This window comes from Streptomyces sp. CRCS-T-1 (assembly GCF_024442335.1).
GTDB classification, from domain to species: domain Bacteria; phylum Actinomycetota; class Actinomycetes; order Streptomycetales; family Streptomycetaceae; genus Streptomyces; species Streptomyces koelreuteriae.
Genome location: NZ_CP101651.1, coordinates 4,286,330 through 4,304,254, shown reverse-complemented (window position 1 = coordinate 4,304,254; position 17,925 = coordinate 4,286,330). Strand labels below are relative to the sequence as shown.

Annotated in this window: 17 protein-coding genes; 8 read left to right on the top strand and 9 right to left on the bottom strand. The window is 72.3% G+C overall.

The features are described from left to right. Positions 1 to 42 precede the first annotated feature (42 nt). Positions 43 to 621, bottom strand: a complete 579-nt coding sequence (locus NNW99_RS19425) for a TetR family transcriptional regulator (RefSeq protein ID WP_215120404.1) — start codon at positions 619 to 621, stop codon at positions 43 to 45. A gap of 176 nt (positions 622 to 797) precedes the next feature. Between NNW99_RS19425 and NNW99_RS19420 the strand changes: the two genes are divergently transcribed. After that, entirely contained in the window at positions 798 to 2,009 is a 1,212-nt protein-coding gene (locus NNW99_RS19420; RefSeq protein WP_215120403.1) for an MFS transporter, read from the top strand. A 125-nt stretch (positions 2,010 to 2,134) separates the two neighbouring features. Here the strand turns inward: NNW99_RS19420 and NNW99_RS19415 are convergent, their stop codons facing one another. From NNW99_RS19415 to NNW99_RS19390, 6 genes are all read right to left on the bottom strand, one after another. Next, entirely contained in the window at positions 2,135 to 3,814 is a 1,680-nt protein-coding gene (locus NNW99_RS19415) for a long-chain fatty acid--CoA ligase (RefSeq protein WP_215120402.1), read from the bottom strand. A 158-nt stretch (positions 3,815 to 3,972) separates the two neighbouring features. Continuing rightward, on the bottom strand, positions 3,973 to 4,533 hold the full coding sequence (locus tag NNW99_RS19410) for a SigE family RNA polymerase sigma factor (RefSeq protein WP_215120401.1): 561 nt from the start codon (positions 4,531 to 4,533) through the stop codon (positions 3,973 to 3,975). 96 nt (positions 4,534 to 4,629) lie between these two features. Continuing rightward, positions 4,630 to 5,838, bottom strand: coding sequence for a lipid-transfer protein (locus NNW99_RS19405; RefSeq protein ID WP_215120400.1), 1,209 nt, complete (start codon positions 5,836 to 5,838; stop codon positions 4,630 to 4,632). A gap of 85 nt (positions 5,839 to 5,923) precedes the next feature. Continuing rightward, positions 5,924 to 6,355, bottom strand: a complete 432-nt coding sequence (locus NNW99_RS19400; protein ID WP_215120399.1) for a MaoC family dehydratase — start codon at positions 6,353 to 6,355, stop codon at positions 5,924 to 5,926. Further along, positions 6,352 to 7,224, bottom strand: coding sequence for a bifunctional MaoC family dehydratase N-terminal/OB-fold nucleic acid binding domain-containing protein (locus NNW99_RS19395; protein ID WP_251058113.1), 873 nt, complete (start codon positions 7,222 to 7,224; stop codon positions 6,352 to 6,354). Before NNW99_RS19395 ends, NNW99_RS19400 begins: the two co-directional genes overlap by 4 nt. A gap of 295 nt (positions 7,225 to 7,519) precedes the next feature. Further along, complete coding sequence (locus NNW99_RS19390) at positions 7,520 to 7,846, bottom strand: hypothetical protein (protein WP_215120397.1); 327 nt, start codon at positions 7,844 to 7,846, stop codon at positions 7,520 to 7,522. 368 nt (positions 7,847 to 8,214) lie between these two features. On the opposite strand from NNW99_RS19390, the gene NNW99_RS19385 reads away from it, so the two are divergent. From NNW99_RS19385 to NNW99_RS19375, 3 genes are all read left to right on the top strand, one after another. Then, positions 8,215 to 9,081 (top strand): bifunctional DNA primase/polymerase, encoded by an 867-nt coding sequence (locus tag NNW99_RS19385; RefSeq protein ID WP_215120396.1) that lies wholly within the window; start codon positions 8,215 to 8,217, stop codon positions 9,079 to 9,081. A 266-nt stretch (positions 9,082 to 9,347) separates the two neighbouring features. Beyond that, positions 9,348 to 9,806 carry a hypothetical protein gene (locus tag NNW99_RS19380; RefSeq protein ID WP_251057863.1) on the top strand — a complete coding sequence of 153 codons (459 nt, stop codon included), beginning with the start codon at positions 9,348 to 9,350 and terminating at the stop codon, positions 9,804 to 9,806. Between the two features lie 9 nt (positions 9,807 to 9,815). Further along, on the top strand, positions 9,816 to 10,361 hold the full coding sequence (locus tag NNW99_RS19375) for a DinB family protein (protein ID WP_215120394.1): 546 nt from the start codon (positions 9,816 to 9,818) through the stop codon (positions 10,359 to 10,361). Here the strand turns inward: NNW99_RS19375 and NNW99_RS19370 are convergent. After that, entirely contained in the window at positions 10,346 to 10,780 is a 435-nt protein-coding gene (locus tag NNW99_RS19370) for a GNAT family N-acetyltransferase (protein WP_215120393.1), read from the bottom strand. The two genes, NNW99_RS19375 and NNW99_RS19370, sit on opposite strands and share 16 nt — an antisense overlap. Before the next feature lie 93 nt (positions 10,781 to 10,873). Between NNW99_RS19370 and NNW99_RS19365 the strand changes: the two genes are divergently transcribed. Then, positions 10,874 to 11,446 carry a GNAT family N-acetyltransferase gene (locus NNW99_RS19365; RefSeq protein WP_215120392.1) on the top strand — a complete coding sequence of 191 codons (573 nt, stop codon included), beginning with the start codon at positions 10,874 to 10,876 and terminating at the stop codon, positions 11,444 to 11,446. A gap of 177 nt (positions 11,447 to 11,623) precedes the next feature. On the opposite strand, the gene NNW99_RS19360 is transcribed toward NNW99_RS19365, so the two are convergent. Further along, positions 11,624 to 15,793, bottom strand: coding sequence for a hypothetical protein (locus tag NNW99_RS19360; RefSeq protein WP_215120391.1), 4,170 nt, complete (start codon positions 15,791 to 15,793; stop codon positions 11,624 to 11,626). A gap of 422 nt (positions 15,794 to 16,215) precedes the next feature. Between NNW99_RS19360 and NNW99_RS19355 the strand changes: the two genes are divergently transcribed. From NNW99_RS19355 to NNW99_RS19345, 3 genes are read left to right on the top strand one after another with little or no spacing between them, the layout of a single operon-like run. After that, positions 16,216 to 16,692 (top strand): hypothetical protein, encoded by a 477-nt coding sequence (locus NNW99_RS19355; RefSeq protein ID WP_215124626.1) that lies wholly within the window; start codon positions 16,216 to 16,218, stop codon positions 16,690 to 16,692. Positions 16,693 to 16,736: 44 nt separating this feature from the next. After that, positions 16,737 to 16,964, top strand: a complete 228-nt coding sequence (locus NNW99_RS19350; protein ID WP_215120390.1) for a ferredoxin — start codon at positions 16,737 to 16,739, stop codon at positions 16,962 to 16,964. A gap of 8 nt (positions 16,965 to 16,972) precedes the next feature. Then, positions 16,973 to 17,770, top strand: coding sequence for a PIG-L deacetylase family protein (locus tag NNW99_RS19345; protein WP_251057862.1), 798 nt, complete (start codon positions 16,973 to 16,975; stop codon positions 17,768 to 17,770). The last annotated feature ends 155 nt before the right edge of the window (positions 17,771 to 17,925 follow it).

Here is a 17,925-nt window from a genome sequence, read left to right as displayed (position 1 = left end):
TGAGGACCGCCTGAGGAGCAACTGAGCAGCGAGCGGTAGCTTCTACCGGGCCGTCAGCCTGCGTGCCGCTTCCTTGACGGACGCGCGCAGGCGGGCCTGGGCGTCCTCGCCGTCGCCGACCAGGATGCGCCGCATCTGCGGGACGACGGCGGTCCAGTTGGCCAGGGCGGTCAGCAGGAACAGCAGGTCGGCCGCGGGGACGGCGTCCGTGATGACGCCCCGGTCCTGGCCGTCCTTGAGGGCGGCGACCTTGCGGACGTAGTGCTCCTGGCGGCCGGACTCGTGGGGCAGCTCGGCGCTGCCGTACTCCAGGCCCTCCCAGAAGAGCAGGCGCAGCAGCTCCGGGTGGGCGGCGTGGTAGTCCATGACGCGGTCGACCCAGCTCTCGATGTCGTCCGGGACGACGGGGACGTCCTCGGCGAGGTGGAGCATCTTCTTCTCGAGGACGATCGCGAACAGCTCCGCCTTGTTGCCGAAGTAGGCGTAGATCAGCTGCTTGTTGGCCTTCGCCTCGGCGGCGATGCGGTCGATGCGGGCGCCGGCGATGCCGTGCCGGGCGAACTCGGCGACCGCCGCCTCGAAGATCCGGGCCTTGGTGGCCTCGGGGTCCCTTGGTGCCATGGGGGAGAGGGTAGCGCGCCGGGTAACCAACTGTTTGGTTGACAGGGAATCGAAGGGCGGCTCACACTGTTGCCTCATTATCCAACCAACCAGTTAGTTGCTAGAGCCGACTCCAAGCCCGACTCCGAGCCCGACTCCAAGCCCGCCTCCGAGCCGACTCCGAGGAGTCCCCCGCGATGCCGTCAGCGACCACGACCGACACCACCACGTCCCGCCGGGCCGATACGGCCCCCGGGCGGCAGGCCCGTACGCCCGCCCCCGGCCTCCTCACCCTGCTCGCCGTGTGCAGCGCGGTCACCGCCGCCAACATCTACCTCGCCGCACCGCTGCTCTCGCTCATGGCCCGTGACTTCGGCTCGGCCCCCTCGGCCATCGCCTGGATCGCCTCGGTCGCCCAGCTCGGATACGCGGTCGGTCTGCTGTTCTTCGCCCCGCTCGGCGACAGCGCGAACCGGCGCCGGCTGGTCGCGGGGCTCACGGTCGTCACCGCCGTCGCGCTGAGCGCCAGTGCGGCCGCCCCGGGGGTCACCGCCCTCGCGGTCGCCATGTTCGTCGCCTCGGCCGCGACCGTCATCCCCCAGCTGCTCGTCCCGCTGGTCGTCGAGCGCGCCCCCGCCGACCGGCGCGCCCTTCATGTCGCGGTCGTCGTCGCGGGCCTGTTCACCGGCATCGTCGCGGCCCGGGTCCTGGGCGGACTCGCCGGGCAGGCCTTCGGCTGGCGGTGGGTGTTCGCGGGCGCGGCCCTGCTGACCCTCGTCCTGGGGCTCGCGACCGCGCTCGTCCTGCCGTCGCGGCGGCGCCGGGAAGGCCCGCTGTTCGCCGGGCTCGCCGCGCTGCCCTCGGTGCTGCGGCACTCGCCCGACCTGTGGCGGGCGTGCCTGCGGCAGGCCGGGATGTTCGGTGCCTGGAGCGCGCTGTGGACGGCGCTCTCGCTGCTGCTGACCGGGCCCGCGTACGGGCTGTCCCCCGCGACCGCCGGGCTCTTCGGGCTCTTCGGGCTGACGGCGAGTGCGGTGGCTCCGCTGGCGGGCGGGTTCGTGGACCGGTTCGGCGCGGCGCGTGTCGTGCGGTCCGCGTATCTGCTCGCGGCCGTGTCCGTGCCGCTGTTCTGGCTGGGCGGGCAGGCACTGGCCGCGCTGTTCGCCGCCGCGATCGCGATCCACGCGGCGCTCGTCGCCTCCCATGTCGCCAACCAGACCCTCGCCCTGACCGCGACCTCGACCCCCGCCACCGCCAACACCGCCTATGTGGTCGCCGGCTTCGCGGGCGGCGCGACGGCCTCGGCTCTCGGCGGGGCCGCCTTCAGCCACTTCGGCTGGGGCGGGGTGTGCGCGGTGGCGGGGGTCTGGCTGGTGCTGGGGTGGGGGGTGAGCTGGTCGCGGCGGTGATCGCCGAGGGTGCCCGTCCAGCGACCGGCGTCCACGGACCAGGGGCCCCGGAGAGATCCGGGGCCCCTGCCGTATGCCGTGTGCCGTATGTCGTATGTCGTGTGTCGTGTGCCGTGTGCCGTGTGTCAGCCGAGCTGGGTGATGTCCAGGTCGCCCTCGGCGTACTGCCTGCGCAGTACCTTCTTGTCGAACTTGCCGACGCTCGTCTTCGGGACCGACTCGATGACCGTCCAGCGCTCCGGGAGCTGCCACTTGGCGATGTGGCCCTCGTCGGCGAGGAAGGCGCGCAGGGTCTCGAAGGTGGCGGTGGAGCCCTCCTTGAGGACGACCGTGGCCAGGGGGCGCTCGCCCCACTTGTCGTCGGGGACGGCGACTACGGCCGCCTCGGCGACGTCCGGGTGGGCCATGAGCGCGTTCTCCAGCTCGACCGAGGAGATCCACTCGCCGCCGGACTTGATGACGTCCTTGGCGCGGTCGGTGAGGGTGAGGAAGCCGTCGGGGGAGATGGTCCCGACGTCGCCCGTCTTGAGCCAGCCGTCCTCGCTGAACTTGTCGGCGGGGCGCAGCGGGTCGGCGTCCGGGCCGTTGTAGTAGGCACCGGCGATCCAGGGGCCGCGTACCTCCAGCTCACCGGCCGACTCGCCGTCCCAGGGGAGGCGTTCGCCGCCGGGGCCGGTCAGGCGGCCCTCGACACCGGCCGGGAAGCGGCCCTGGGTGAGGCGGTAGGCCAGCTCCTCCGCCGTGCCGATCGCACTGGCCGGGGGACGGGCGATCGTGCCGAGCGGGGACGTCTCCGTCATGCCCCAGGCGTGGCAGACCCGCATGCCCAGCTTGTCGAAGGCCTCCATGAGCGACGGCGGACACGCCGCGCCGCCGATGGTGACCTGGCCGAGGGAGGAGACGTCGCGCGGGTTCGCGGTCAGCTCGGCGAGCAGGCCCTGCCAGATGGTGGGGACGGCCGCCGCGTGGCTGGGCTTCTCGCTCTCGATCATCGCGGCGAGCGGGGCCGGCTGGAGGAAGCGGTCCGGCATCAGCATGTTCACGCCGGTCATGAAGGTCGCGTGCGGCAGGCCCCAGGCGTTCACATGGAACTGGGGGACGACGACCAGCGAGGTGTCCTCGTCGGTCAGGCCCATCGACTGGGCCATGTTGACCTGCATGGAGTGCAGATAGATGGAGCGGTGGCTGTAGACCACGCCCTTGGGGTCGCCGGTGGTGCCGGAGGTGTAGCACATGGCGGCGGCCTGGCGTTCGTCCAGCTCGGGCCAGTCGTACGACGTCGGCTTCCCGGCGATCAGGTCCTCGTACTCGTGCACCCGCGCGGTGGCGTCCGCGAGCAGGGAGCGGTCCCCGGGGCCGGTGACGACCACGTGCTCGACCGTCTTCAGGTGCGGGAGCAGCGGGGCGAGCAGGGGGAGCAGCGAGCCGTTGGCGATGATCACCCGGTCAGCGGCGTGGTTGACGATCCAGGCCAGCTGCTCGGGCGGGAGGCGGAGGTTCAGGGTGTGCAGCACCGCGCCCATGGACGGGATCGCGAAGTAGGCCTCCACATGCTCCGCGTTGTTCCAGGCCAGAGTCGCGACGCGCTCGTCGCCGGAGACGCCGAGGTCCTCCCTCAGGGCGTGGGCGAGCTGGGCGGCGCGGTCGCCGATCTCCGCGAAGGAGCGGCGGTGCGGTTCGTCCTCACCGGTCCAGGTGGTCACCTGTGATGTCCCGTGGATCGTCGACCCGTGGGTCAGGATCCTCGAGATCAGCAGCGGTACGTCCTGCATGGTGCTCAGCACGGCGTCCTCCCGGGGCGACATTGCCTACGCGGTGGTAAAGGTTGCGCTGATTCTGCTCACATACCGCGTGGTATGTCACTAGGACCGGGCGATCGATCACATCACGCCAAGCGGACGGAGGGGTTCAATCGCGGCCGAGTCGGGGTGCGAGCGGTGTCCTGAAGGGTGGGAGACAGGGCTCACTGGCGGACGAGTCCCAGCTCAGCGTCCTCGCGGAGCTTGCCCAGCGCGCGGGACACGGCCGACTTCACCGTGCCCACCGAGACGCCGAGCACTTCGGCCGTCTGGACCTCGCTCAGGTCCTCGTAGTACCTGAGGACCACCATCGCCCGCTGCCGGGCGGGCAGCCGCATGATCGCCCGCCACATCGCGTCGCGCAGCGCCTGCTGCTCGGCCGGGTCGTCGCTGCCGGTCACCGGCTCCGGCTCGGGCATCTCGTCGCAGGCGAACTCGTCGACCTTGCGCTTGCGCCACTGCGACGTCCGCGTGTTCAGCAGCGCCCGGCGCACATAGCCGTCGAGGGCGCGGTGGTCCTCGATACGCTCCCAGGCGACGTACGTCTTGGTGAGCGCGGTCTGCAACAGGTCCTCCGCGTCGCTCGGGTTGCCGGTGAGCGAGCGGGCGGTACGCAGGAGCACCGGCTGGCGGGCCCTGACGTACGACGAGAACGACGGATACGGAAGAGTCTGCGCCGCTGGTGAAGCGGCCTTCGACGCGCTGGTGCAGACGATTGTGGTCATGGCTCAACGCTATGAGCGGGCCAGGTCGAGCGGATCGGCCGCAGGTCCCGAAGCGGGGTCCCCCTCAGGTTGTAGGGGTAGGGCGGGCTGCACCTCCTACAGGTGGAGCGGAGGGGCCGGGGTACTGCGGGATGTCCCCTGAGGGTCAGCGGTGAGTACGAGTCCCGACGTAGGCACACCCGTCCCCGCCGTCACCAGGACCCGCTCCGCTCCGGGGACCGGATTCACCGCCGTCCCCCTGATCTGCCGGACGGCCTCCGCCACCCCGTTCATCCCGTGCAGATACGCCTCCCCCAACTGTCCCCCATGAGTGTTGAGCGGCAGGCGCCTCTCGGCGACGAAGTCCGCCGCCTCACCGGGGCCGCAGAAGCCGAACTCCTCCAGTTGTGTCAGCACGAAGGGGGTGAAGTGGTCGTAGAGGATCCCCACGTCGATGTCGGCCGGTGCGAGTCCGGAGGTCCGCCAGAGCTGCCGGGCCACCACCGCCGTCTCGGGCAGGCCGGTCAGGTCGTCGCGGTAGAAGCTGGTCATCTGCTCCTGCGCGCGTCCCGCGCCCTGGGCGGCCGCCGCGATCACGGCGGGCGGGTGGGGCAGGTCGCGGGCCCGCTCCACCGAGGTGACGACGAGGGCCTGTCCGCCGTCGGTCTCCTGGCAGCAGTCCAGCAGCCGCAGCGGCTCGACGATCCAGCGGGAGGCGGCGTGGTCGGCCAGGGTGATGGGCCGGTCGTGGAAGTACGCCGCCGGGTTGGTCGCCGCGTACGCGCGGTCGACCACGGCCACGTGCCCGAACACCTCCGGCTTCAGCCCGTACGTGTGGAGGTAGCGCTGGGCCGCCATCGCCACCCAGGAGGCCGGGGTGAGCAGGCCGAACGGCAGTGACCAGCCGAGCGCCGCGCCCTCGGCCGAGGGCTCGCGGTGCCGGACGCCGGAGCCGAAGCGGCGGCCCGAGCGTTCGTTGAACGCCCGGTAGCAGACGACCACGTCCGCCACGCCCGCCGCGATCGCGAGGGCCGCCTGCTGGACGGTGGCGCAGGCCGCGCCGCCGCCGTAGTGGATCCGGGAGAAGAAGGAGAGCTCGCCGATGCCCGCGGCCTGGGCCACGGTGATCTCGGGGCTGGTGTCCATGGTGAAGGTGACCAGTCCGTCGACGTCGGCGGCGGTCAGCCCGGCGTCGTCCAGGGCCGCCCGCACCGCCTCGACGGCCAGGCGCAGTTCGCTGCGGCCCGAGTCCTTGGAGAACTCGGTGGCCCCGATCCCGACGATGGCCGCCCGACCGCCGAGAGTGTCGTGCCGGCGGGGACTCATGAGGGGCCTCCTTGGCTCAAGCCGGCCCCCTCGGCGCGCTCCGTGCCGCGGCGCGCGGCCGTCGGGGAGACGGTGTTGGCGTCGGTCATGACGGTGGCGGTGGTGGTCCGTCGGGGGCTGTCGTCGGCACGGGTTCCGACGGGAGCGTGACCGTCACGGTGCCGGTGACGTGTCGGCCGATGGCGTTCGTGCCGATGACCCGGACCGTCACCGTCTCGCCGTCGGTCTCCTCGACCGTGCCCGCCAGGACCATCGTGTCGCCGGGGTGGTTGGGCGCGCCGAGCCGGATGGCGACCCGGCGCAGCACGGCCCGGGGGCCGAAGTGGTCCGTGATGTACCGGCCGACCAGGCCGTTGGTCGTCAGGATGTTCATGAAGATGTCGGGGGAGCCCTTCTGCCGGGCCAGGTCCGGGTCGTGGTGCACGTCCTGGTAGTCGCGGGACGCGATCGCCCCGGCGACGATCAGGGTGCGGGTGACCGGGATCTCCAGGGGCGGCAGCCGGTCGCCGGAGTTCACCGCGTCACCCCCTGGAAGACGGGCAGCACCAACTCGTCGTCGTAGCGCCGGAAGTCGAGCCGGACCGGCATGCCGATGCGCACCTTGTCGTACGGCGTCCCGACCACGTTGCTGACGATCCGCACGCCCTCCGCGAGCTCGATCAGGCCGACCGCGTAGGGGGGATCGAAGGCCGGGAAGGGCGGGTGGTGCATGACGACGTACGAATAGACCGTGCCCTCGCCGCTCGCCGCCACGGTGTCCCACTCCGGGGAGCCGCAGCTGTTGCAGCCCGGCAGCCAGGGGAAACGCAGGTCGCCGCAGCCGGCGCAGCGCTGGATGAGCAGTTCGTGGCGGGCCACGCCCTCCCAGAAGCCGGCGTTGTCGCGGTTGATCACGGGGCGTGGACGGAGATCCTTCGGGCGCGGCGGCCGGTGTGCGGGCGCGTACTTGAGGATGCGGAAGCGGTGGGTGCCGGCGAGTTCGCCGCCGGCCCGGATGTCCGTACGGGTCGTCACGAAGTAACCCGCCCCCAGCTTGGTGGACTTCAGGCCCGAAACCGACTCGATCACCGAGTCGAAGGTGATGGCGTCGCCGGGGCGCAGGGGGCGGAGGTACTCCTGCTCGCAGTCCGTGGCGACGACGGCGTCATGGCCCGACTCGTCGAGCAGGCGGAGGAGTTCGTCGTAGGCCGCCGTGCGTTCCGGGCGGCGGGTGAGGCCCGCCATGGTCCAGGCCTGGAGCATGGTCGGGGGAGCGATGGCGTCCGGCCCGGTGTAGGCGGGGCTGGTGTCGCCCATGGCCTCGCACCAGTGCCTGATCATCGGCTGGTTGACGGGGTCCCGGCCGATCCCGGTGGCGGCGGCCGGGCGGCCCTCGTAGGCCTTCAGGCGCGCCTCGAACTCCTCGGACCTCTCCGACTCCCCGGACTTCTCCGCCTCCCGGAACCTCTCCGACTCCTCGGATTCCTCGGACCCCTCGTGGACCTCCGGCTCACCGTTCACGATTTCTGACTGTCCGTCAGATCGGTGGCGGCGTCAAGGCATGCGTCACGACATCGCACCCCACGAACACGAAAACGCCTGCGCGGCGGCACCGAAGTACCGCCGCTCAGACGCTTGTCACCCCACGAAGCACACACCCACACGAACGGCGGGCCGATGCCGCTGCACCGGCCCGCTCAGCTCACCACCAGAGCGGCGTGAAGCTGACGGCGGTGTTGTCGTTGCCCTGGTTGACGGCCGTGAAGGCGGAGCCGTTGACCTGGGCGGTGTTGCTCTGGTTCGAGGCGCCCTCGCCGACGGCCTGCTGGTTCGTGGTGGACGAGGTGCCGAAGTTGTCACCGCCGACGCCACTGCCGAGGACACCCGCCTCGGCCTCCGTGACGGACGCGATCGATCCGTTGTCCGCGAAGGAGCCGTTGTCCGCCGTCGCGATGCCGGTGAAGAGGGCGGCCGCGAGCGGAAGGGCGGAGACGGCGGCGATGACGCGGGCGGTACGGATGCTTGCCATGTTGTTGTCCCTCCAAGGACTGCTGAGACTTCAGAGACTTCAGAACCAAGGACTGCGTGGAGAAGTACTGCTGCTTCCAGGGAAGTTGGCCGACCGCCCTGGTCCGTTGCTCGACGTCGCGAGACCAGAGTTGCCCACCGAATCCCCGGCGAACCACACCGGAAGCCTCTATTCGCACTCAAGCGTGATGACATGTCGATAAACCCCTTTGCGTCACTTCAGCACCGGACCGGGGTGGAAGGGACGGTTCGGACCCTGGCGCCGCAAGGGGCGAAGCGTTCCGGCACTTTTCGGGCGCGGGCCTGCGCCCCGGCGCGTCGCACCCGCCCCCTCTTTCCTTTTTCGAACGTACGTACGAAACTAGAAGCATGGCCACCACCGACCGGCAGGCCACGACGCTGGCCCTCGCACACGCCCTGTCAGCCGCCGAACGCGGACTGGCCGTCATCCCCCTGTCCCGCACCAAGCTCCCGGCGCTGCGCTCCCCGCACCGCGACGACCCCGCCCCCTCCCCCTGCCACGGCGCGTGCGGCCGCCTCGGACACGGCGTGTACGACGCCTCCAGCGACCCGGCCCGTATCCGCGAACTGTTCGCCGCGGCGCCCTGGGCGACCGGCTACGGCATCGCCTGCGGTCTGCCCCCGCACCAGCTCATCGGCGTCGACCTGGACGTGAAGACCGGCACGGACTCCTCGGCGGCCCTGCGCGAGCTGGCCCTGCGGCATCTGTTCACCATCCCCCCGACGGTGGTGGTCATGACCCCGTCCGGCGGGCGTCACCTCTGGCTCAGCGGCCCGCCCGACGTGGTGGTCCCCAACTCGGCGGGCCGTCTCGCCCCCGGCATCGACATCCGGGGCGCCGGCGGCTACCTCGTCGGGCCCGGCTCCCGCACGGGCCAGGGGGTGTACGCCGCCGCCCCCGGGACCGCGCACCTGCCGCCCGCCCCCTGCCCGCGCTCCCTGCTGCGGCTGCTGCTCCCGCCCCCGCGCGCCCACCACCCCACGCCCCCGTCGGCCGGCGGGCACGGCCAGGGCCTGGTCCAGTTCGTCCTCGCCGCACATGAGGGCCAGCGCAACACCCGACTGTTCTGGGCGGCCTGCCGGGCGTACGAGGACGGCATCGGCCCGGCACTCGTGAACCCCCTGGTCGAAGCGGCCCGAGGCACCGGCCTGTCCGAGCGCGAGGCCCGCGCGACGATCGCATCGGCGGCCCGGCTGACGGGACACGGGCCGTGAGCAGGGCGTCGCCGACCGGGGTGACGGCCGCGCCGGCCGTGCGGCTGTCGGGCACGGGGCACGGGGCATGAGCCGGACCCAGCGCACCCGCGCGACAACCACTCAGCCGCCCGACTGACGAGGCACCGGCCATGAGGAGCGGACCTCACCCACCCCGCACGACAACCACCGTCAGCCACCCCACCGCCAAGACACGACCAAGAGGACCGGCCCTCGCCCACCCGCACCGAAAGACCCCCATGCACCAGCACGCCAGACCGCCGGCCATGGCGCTCGCACGCCTCGTACTCGCCTCCGGCCGCTCGGTGGACCTCGCCGACCTGCGGTTCACGTCGACGTACGGCGATCTGCTCTCGGCCTGCGTCGACCCACTGGAGGGCTATCCCTGCCGGCCGGTCAACGACCTGCGGATCCGTGAGCTGCTGCGCGCCGCCGAGCGGTCCCACCCGGGCACGCCCGTCCACCTCGTCCCGCCCTCGCGCGAGCGCCCCGACCAGTACGCGGGCGCCCTCGGCCCCGTCGAGGTGCTGCCCGCCGTGGCCTGCCTCGGTACGTTCCACTCCGCCGCCCTCGATCCGGCCCACGACCCGGTCCTGTACCGCTCCCGACTGACCGTCCTCTGGTTCCAGCCGGTGCCGCGTCTGCCGTCGGGCTGCGACCTGGAGGGGGCACTGCGGGAGGTCGACTGGGCGGGACTGGCCCGGGACGCCCGAGCGCTTGCGTAGGGTCGCCCGATGAGCGCTTCCCGTACGGAACTGCCGCGCTGGCAGTTCGAGTTGACCTGGTCGCTGTTCGAGTACCACCTGGAGCGGCTGGAGCCCGGAGACTTCCTCTGGGAGCCCGCGCCGCATTGCTGGACGATGCGCCGGGCGCCCGACGGCACCTGGGTACCGGACTGGGCGGACACCGAGCCCGACCCGGTGCCCGTCCCCACGATCGGCTGGGTGAGCTGGCACCTCGGCTGGTGGTGGAGCGTCGCCCTGGACCACGCCCGGGGCCGGCCGCCCCGCGACCGCACGGACATCGCCTGGCCCGGCGAGGGCCCCCCGACCGTCGAGTGGCTCCGCGACCTGCGCACGCAATGGCTCGCGGCCCTGGACGACCTCACGGACCTGGACGCCCCGGCCCCGTTCCCCTGGCAGAACGACCCCCAGTACACCGTCGCGCACATGGTGGCCTGGGTGAACGCCGAGCTGATGAAGAACACGAGCGAGATCGGCCAGCTACGGCTGCTGAGGGCGGCGTCGGGGCAGGCCTCGGCGGCTCAGTCCACCGTGTAGCGGTGCACCGTCGACTCCCTGGCCTGGAAGCCGAGGCGCTCGTAGAGCCGGTTCGCCGCGGCGCGGTCGGGCCGGGAGGTGAGGTCGACCGTGCGGGCACCGGCCCGGCGGGCGAGTCGCAGCGCCTCCTCGATCAGCAGGCCCGCGATGCCCTGCCCGCGCGCCGCGTCGTCGACGACCACGTCCTCGACGCGTCCCCGCAGCCCGGACGGCAGGGGCAGCAGCACGAGCGTCAGGGTGCCGACGATCGCGCCGCCGGACCGGGCCACGAGCACCGTGTTCGCATCACAGCTCACCAGGCGATCGACCGCCGCGCGGTCCAGGGGCCGGGCCGTCGTGGACAGCTGCGGGAGCAACCGCCCGAAGGCGTCGAGGAGTTCCTCGCTCGGCTCCCGGATGACCTCGACACGGATGTCCATGCCGGGAGCGTATCCCCGTGCGCCGGGCCCTCCGCCGGAAAGACCGGAAGGAACCGAGCGGCGAACGCGCCGAGGCCGTGCCATCGTGGTGCCATGACCATCGACGTCCGCCCGGCCACGGTTTTCGAGGACGTCCGTGCCGTGCTCGGGCCGAAGTCGGCCGGGGCGAATGTCTGCTGGTGTCTGAGCTATCGGATTCCCTCCAAGCTGAACAAGGAGCTGCGCGGTCCGGCCCGGGGGGAGTACGTCGAGGAGCTGTGCGGTGCGGAGCCGCCGCCGGGGGTGCTCGCCTACGACGGTGACGAACCGGTCGGATGGGCCGCCGTCGCGCCTCGGTCGGACACGTCGTTCGCGCGGAACCGCAAGATCCCTCATGTGGACGACCTGCCCGTCTGGTCCCTGTGGTGCGTCCGGGTCCGCCCCGGCCACCGCAAGCAGGGGGTCTCGCACGCGCTCATCGCCGGCGCGGTCGACTTCGCGCGGGACCGGGGCGCTCCGGCGATCGAGGCGTATCCGCTGGACAACGGCGACGCCAAGGTCGATCTGACGATGGCCTACGCCGGTCTGAGGAAGAACTTCGAGCGGGCCGGTTTCACCTACGCGGCCCCCACCACATCGGTCCTGGCCGGTCATCCCCGCGTCCTGATGCGCCTGGACCTGCGCTGATCGGCCCGGCATGCGAATGCCCGACCGCTGGCGACGGGGGATGCACCAGCGGTCGGGCTATGGCCAAGGGTAACAAGCGCTTGCGCGTGAGGAGCCGACTGCCTGTCAGGAAAGGCCAGGTTGTGACTCGTATCACTCAACTTCCGTCAGGGTCCGCCCTGTTGCCGTAGAGCGTTGTCATCCGTCGGCGCACGGGGCGTCGTAGGAGAGCCGGGGCAGGTACGCGCGCCAGGTGTCCGGCGTCAGAACACCCCGGGTCATCGAGCAGATGCGGCGTACGGCCTCGTCGGTGTCGAGGTTCCAGAGCCGGATGCTGTCGGCGCCGCTCGACACCCCGAGCATGTGGCTGTTCGGGCTGAACGCCAGAAAGTTGCCGGTCTTGGCGTTGGGGCTCATCGACTGGCCGATCGCGGTGGCCCCGGAGGGGTCGGAGACGTTCCACAGCCGGACGGTGCTGTCGTTGCCGCCACTGGCCAGGGTGCGGCCGCTGCGGCTGAACGTCAGGGACACGACCGCTTCCGTGTGCCCGGTGAGGCGCGCCTGCTCGGAGGCCTCCGCCGGGTCCTCGATGTCCCAGAGGCGCACCGAGTTGTCGTCGCCGGCGCTGGCCAGCGTACGGCCGTCGGGGCTGAAGGCGAGGGCGTTGACGGCCCCGAGATGGCCCCGGAGTGGTGCGCGGAGCAGGATCGGCCTGGCCGGGTCCGCCGCGTTCCACAGCCTGATCGTGCCGTCCGCGCTGCCGCTGGCGAGCGTACGGCCGTCCGGGCTGAAGAGGACGGCGTTGACGTAACCCTTGTGACCGGTGAGAGGCGGGCCCAGCCGACGGGGACGGGACGGGTCGCCGATGTTCCACAGCTGGATGGTGCGGTCGTCGGAGGCGGTCACCAGGACCTGCCCGTCCGGGCTGAAGGCCAGCGGGTCGGCGTACTTGATGCGCAGGGGGATGGCGGACCCGTGCGGAACGGGTCGTTCCGGATCGCGGAGGTTCCACAGCTGCAGCGCACGGCTGCCCGTCACCACCGCGAGGGTGCGGCCGTCCGGGGAGAACTCCAGGGAGCGCACTCCGCCGTCCGGCCGGAACGGCTTCCCCATCCGCACGGGCCTGCCGGGCGTGCGCACGTCCCACAGCCGTACCCGCCCGTCGAGCGCCGCCGTCGCGAGCACCCGCCCGTCCGGGCGGAACACCCCGCTCCGGCCGATCATGTCCGACGTCGGCAGCGACCACAGGCGGACCTTGTTGTCGCCCGCCCCGGTGGCGAGGGTGCGCCCGTCGGGGCTGAAGCCGAGCGCGTACATCTCGCCGCTGCTGCCCGCCAGTGGCCCGCCGACCTGCGACGGGTACTCGGGATCACCGACCCTCCACAGGCTCGCGGTGCTGTCCGCGCTGGCGGCCGCGAGCATGTTCCCGTCAGGACTGAACGCCACGGACCACACCGGCCCGGTATGGCCGGTGAGCGGCGTACCGATCGGCTCCGGGCGACGAGAACCGGCCATGTTCCACAGCCGTACGGTGTTGTCCGAGCTGCCGCTGGCGAGCGTACGGCCGTCCGGGCTGAACGCCACCGAGTGCACGGTGGCGGTGTGGCCGGTCAGTTGCTCCCCTGCCTCCTCCGGGCGCCGGGGGTCGCTCACGTCCCACAGCCGGATCGCCCCGTCGTCGCCACCGGCCGCCAGCGTCGTGCCGTCCGGGCTGAACGCCACCGAGCGCACGGCGGCCTTGTGCCCGGTCAGGGGCTTGCCCAGCGCCCGCGCCCGGCGCGGATCGGCCACGTCCCACAGCCGTACGGTGCGATCGTCGCCGACGGAGGCCAGCGTGCGCCCGTCCGGGCTGAAGGCGACCAGGTAGATCGTGCTGTCATGGCCGGTCAGCGGCTTGCCGAGCCGCTTCGGCCGACTGGGGTCCGTCACGTCCCACAGCCGGATCGTGCCGTCGTCGGACGCGCTGGCGAGCGTACGGCCGTCCGGGCTGAAGACCGCGCTGCTCACCCAGCTCGTATGGCCGGCGAGAGGCCCGCCCAGGGGCTTCGGGCGCTTCGGGTCGGCCACGTCCCACAGCCGTACGGTCCGGTCGTAGCTGGCCGTGGCCAGGGTCCGCCCGTCCGGGCTGAAGGTCGTGAGGTAGACGGCGCCCGTGTGGCCGACCAGGGGCGTGGCCAGCGGGGCGTTCACGATGGAGATCAGACGGCTGTTCGCGCCCTTGTCGTCCGGCCGCAGCCGGTGCGCCACCAGGTCGAGCTGCGCGGACAGCGAGGGGTCCGTGTCCTGGACGCGGTCGGCCTGGGCGAGCACCTGCTCGAACACGGCCTCGTCCCGCTGCTTCGAGGCGATGACGGCCGACCCCACGGCCAGCATCGCGAGGACGACCAGCGTCGCCACCGCGCCCCGGCTGATCCAGATGATGCGCCGGCGCAGCCGGACCGAGGCGGCCAGGAACTCCACCGCGCTCCGCGTCAGGAAGGTGTCCCCGGCGGATTTCGCCCAGCCGTGGGCCTGTTCCAGCCGGGAGCCCCGGTAGAGCAGCGAGGTGTCGCGGTTCGACTCCTCCCAGGACCGGCCGTCCTCCTCCAGGCGCTGGCGCAGCAGATTGCCCTGCCGGTCGTCGTCGATCCAGTCGCGCAGGCGCGGCCAGGCGTGCAGCAGCGCCTCGTGGGTGATCTCCACGGTCTCCGCGTCGAGGGTCACCAGCCGGGCGCGGACCAGCGCCTCCAGCGACTCCTCGGTCTTGCCCGGGTCGGTGGACTCCTCCGCCAGCTTCCGCCGGGTCCCCCGTCTGCGGGTGGCCTGGGTGTCCTCGCCGAGACGGACCAGCCGGAGCAGGAGCAGCCGCGCCGCCGTGCGCGCCGCCGGGTCCAGGCCGGACCAGGCCCGCTCGGCGGTCGCCGCGACGGCGCCCTGGATGCCGCCGGCCGCGCGATAGCCGGCGAGGGTGAGCCGGCCCGCCTTTCTGCGCTGCCAGGTGGCGAGCAGGGCGTGCGAGAGGAGCGGCAGCACACCCGCGTCGTGCGCCCCGCGCGGGCCGTCGGCGCTGACCTCCCGCACGATCAGCTCCGCCAGGCCCGGCTCCAGCTCCAGCCCGACGGCCTTGGCGGGTCCGGTCACCGCTTCGCGCAGCTCCGCGGTGGTCAGCGGCCCGAGCACCATGTGCCGGTGCTGGAGCGCGTCGGCCAGTTCGGGATACCTCAGGCAGCGCTCGTAGAAGTCGGCGCGTATGCCCAGGACCACGACCGCGGGGGCCGGTTCGTCCCGTTCGCTGGGTTGTCTGGTCGGGTATCTGGTGGTGTATCCGGTGGGTTGTCTGGTGGGTTGTCTGGTGGTGTGTCCGGTGGGTGAGCACATGGCGTGCAGGACCTCGATGAAGGCCCGCCGCTCAGCCTCGTCGGGGCAGAGTGTGAACGTCTCCTCGAACTGGTCCACGATGACGACCGGACGCGCACCCGAGGGCGCCTCGCGCAGAGCCCAGGCGGCGACGGCGGTACGGACGGCGTCCGGGGAGATCGGAACCCCGAGTTCCGCGTGTTCCTCCTGTCCCGCACGCTCCACCCGCTCCACGGACAAGTCGCCCGGCTCCTCCACCCCCTGCTCCGGCTCCATGACGGACGGGCCGTCAGCGGCGCCCGCGTCGGCCGGCAGCACGGGCCCCAGTTCGGGGATGCACCGGGCCAGTTCGGCCAGCGGATCGCCGCCCGGGACGAGTTGTACGACCGTCCGCGCCCGCCCGGGCTCCTCACCGTCGCCGCCACCCGACGCCCCGTCCCGCAGGGCGGGCACCAGACCGGCGTTCAGCAGCGAGGACTTGCCCGCTCCCGACGCGCCCACGAGCATGACCAGACCGCCCGCGTCCGCCACGGACCCGAGCTGCGCGACGATCGCCTCCGTGCTCCGCTCCCGGCCGAAGAACCAACGGGCGTCCTCCCGGCGGTAGGAGGCCAGCCCGCGGTACGGGCACACCCCGCCCGGCGCGGGCGGGTCCGGCTCCTCGGCGGGAGACGCCTCGGGCCGTTCGCCGACCGGGTCGGCCACCGCCTGTTCCCACAGCCGCTGCCACTGACCGAGGTCGTACAGTCCCGGGGACACCGGAGTGGGCCGTGAGCGCCGCGCCTCGGGTATCAGCACGAGCAACACGGCCGCGAGAGCGGCGAACTGGGCGGGTACGTTCCGGGCCCGCCGCCAGTCGCTGATGCGCTGTGAGGACACCCGCACGGGCCGCCCGCGTTCGTCGACCCGCTGGAGCCGGACGACCGCTTCGGACACACGCTTCAGGGGCGGATTCCCGGCTTCCTTGTACAGCAGTGCGAGGCGTTCCGCGAAGGCGGTGCGTGCCCCCGAGTCGGAACTCAAGGTCTCCACTCCTTACTTGTCACGCCTGGACGTCCGGACCGGAAAACTCACTCTATATGGCTGACCTGCGGTAATACCGTGCGTCCGGAACCGGAACCTCTCCCGGGGCGGCCGGAAATGGCAGGATCCGGAAGCAGCAACGGACCATTCCGGTCAGCTTCCAACCGCTTCCGTCCGAGCCGTTCGATGCCATCCGCTTCCATCCCGATGCCATCCGCTTCCATCCGCGCCGGACGGCGGTAGCTCCACCGTTCGACACCGGTCCCCACGAGGGGAGGGACCGGTGTCGGACGATGTGGTCGTCCGCTACATGATCCTCCCCGCCGCAACGCGCCTTACAACCCTGGATAACTGACGGACTGTCAGTTATGGTCGGCGCCTGCCGTACCGCTTCCGGAGCGACGTACCAGCGACGTACAGGGGTGAGCGCGATGGAGACACGTCCCGAGAGCCCGCAGCCACAGGGTGCGCCACGCTGGGTGGCGATGCTCTACCGCCCGGCCACCAACTCCTGGCGGGCCGCGGCGGAATCACCCCACCGCCCGCCCGTGCTGTACGCGCTCGGCGAGATGACCCAGACACTGCGCGCCCGGGGCGACGAGATCACCGTCGCGCTCTGGGGACCGAAGGACGGCGCGTGGCACCTGTTCGACACCCCGCTGACGACGCAGCCGGTTTCACCACAGCCGGCCCCGGCCCCGGCGGCCGAATCCCCCGGCGAACCGGCCCCGCTCGCGGCGCGCATGACTGGCCGCCGCCACCAGGTCCTCATGGCCGCACTGGGCAAGGCGGGCCTCTACGACCTCACCCCCGAGGACGACACCACCGTCCAGGCCCTCGTCGAACGGCTCGACGAGCCCGCCGTACGCCGGGTCGCCCACTGGCTAGCGACCGCCGGCACCGGCTGAACCGGCCCGGTTCAGCCGGTGGCGCGCTGGGCAGAGGAAGGGTCATGAAGGTCTCCGTCGACCGCGACCTCTGCTACGGCTCCGCCGAGTGCGCCCACCGGGCCCCGGCGGTCTTCGAGTTCATCGACGGATACGGCGTCGTCCGCCCGGGCCGGGACCGCACGGACGACCCGGAGATCCTGGAAGCGGCGGAGATCCTGGAAGCGGCGGAGAAGTGCCCGAGCCAGGCGATCACGATCACCGACGCGCCCTCGTCGCCGGACGGGCGGTAGCGAGGCGCATGCCATCGCCGCCGCAGATGTCGTCGACGTCGTCGACATCGTTGCCGAGCCTGCTCGCGGTGTTCGCCCACCCCGACGACGAGTCGCTGGTGGCGGGCGGCGTCCTCGCCCGGCACGCGTCCGCGGGCGCTCGTACGACGGTCGTCACCGCGACCTGGGCGGCGGACACCCCACGCGCCACGGAACTGGCCGAGGCCTGCCACATCCTCGGCGCCGGCGAACCACGCATGCTCGGCCACGCCGACGCGCGTGTGCCGCACTCGGCCCCCGGCAGACCGCGCTGGTGCGACGCCCCGCTCGACGAGGCGGTGCGGGAACTGGTCGCACAGATCCGTGACGTCCGCCCGGAGATCGTCGTCACGCACGACGCGTACGGCGGTCTGACCGGTCACGAGGACCATGTGCACACCCACCGCGTGACCCAGCTCGCGATCCACGCCGCCGGGCTCGAACGCCTCTACCCGGACACCGGTGAGCCCTGGCAGCCGAGCGCCCTGTATCTGGCCACCCACCCGGACTCCGCCGTCCGGGCATGGGCCGGGCCCTGGGCCCCCACGGGCAAGACGATGCACACCGTCCCCGACGACCGGATCACCGCCACCGTCGACGTCACGCCCTGGCTGGACCGGAAGACCGCCGCCATCCTGGCCCACCGCACGGAGGTGACCCGGGGCGCCGCCCCGGCCCTGATCGCCGCCCTCCCGACACCCGAACGGGAGCGGCTGCTCGGCACCGAGTGGTACATCCGGCACGAGGCCGTGAGCATGGCACGGGGGCTGACGGGCCTACTGCCTTAGGCGGGCTCTCCCGCGCTTCGGGGTTCCCGGGCTCCCGGGCTCCTGGGCTCCTGGGCTCCGGCAGCGGGCACTGGCACTGGGCAGCGGGCTCCGGCACAGGGCACAGGCTCCGGGCACAGGGCAGCGGGCTACAGGCACCGGCACCGGGCACAGGG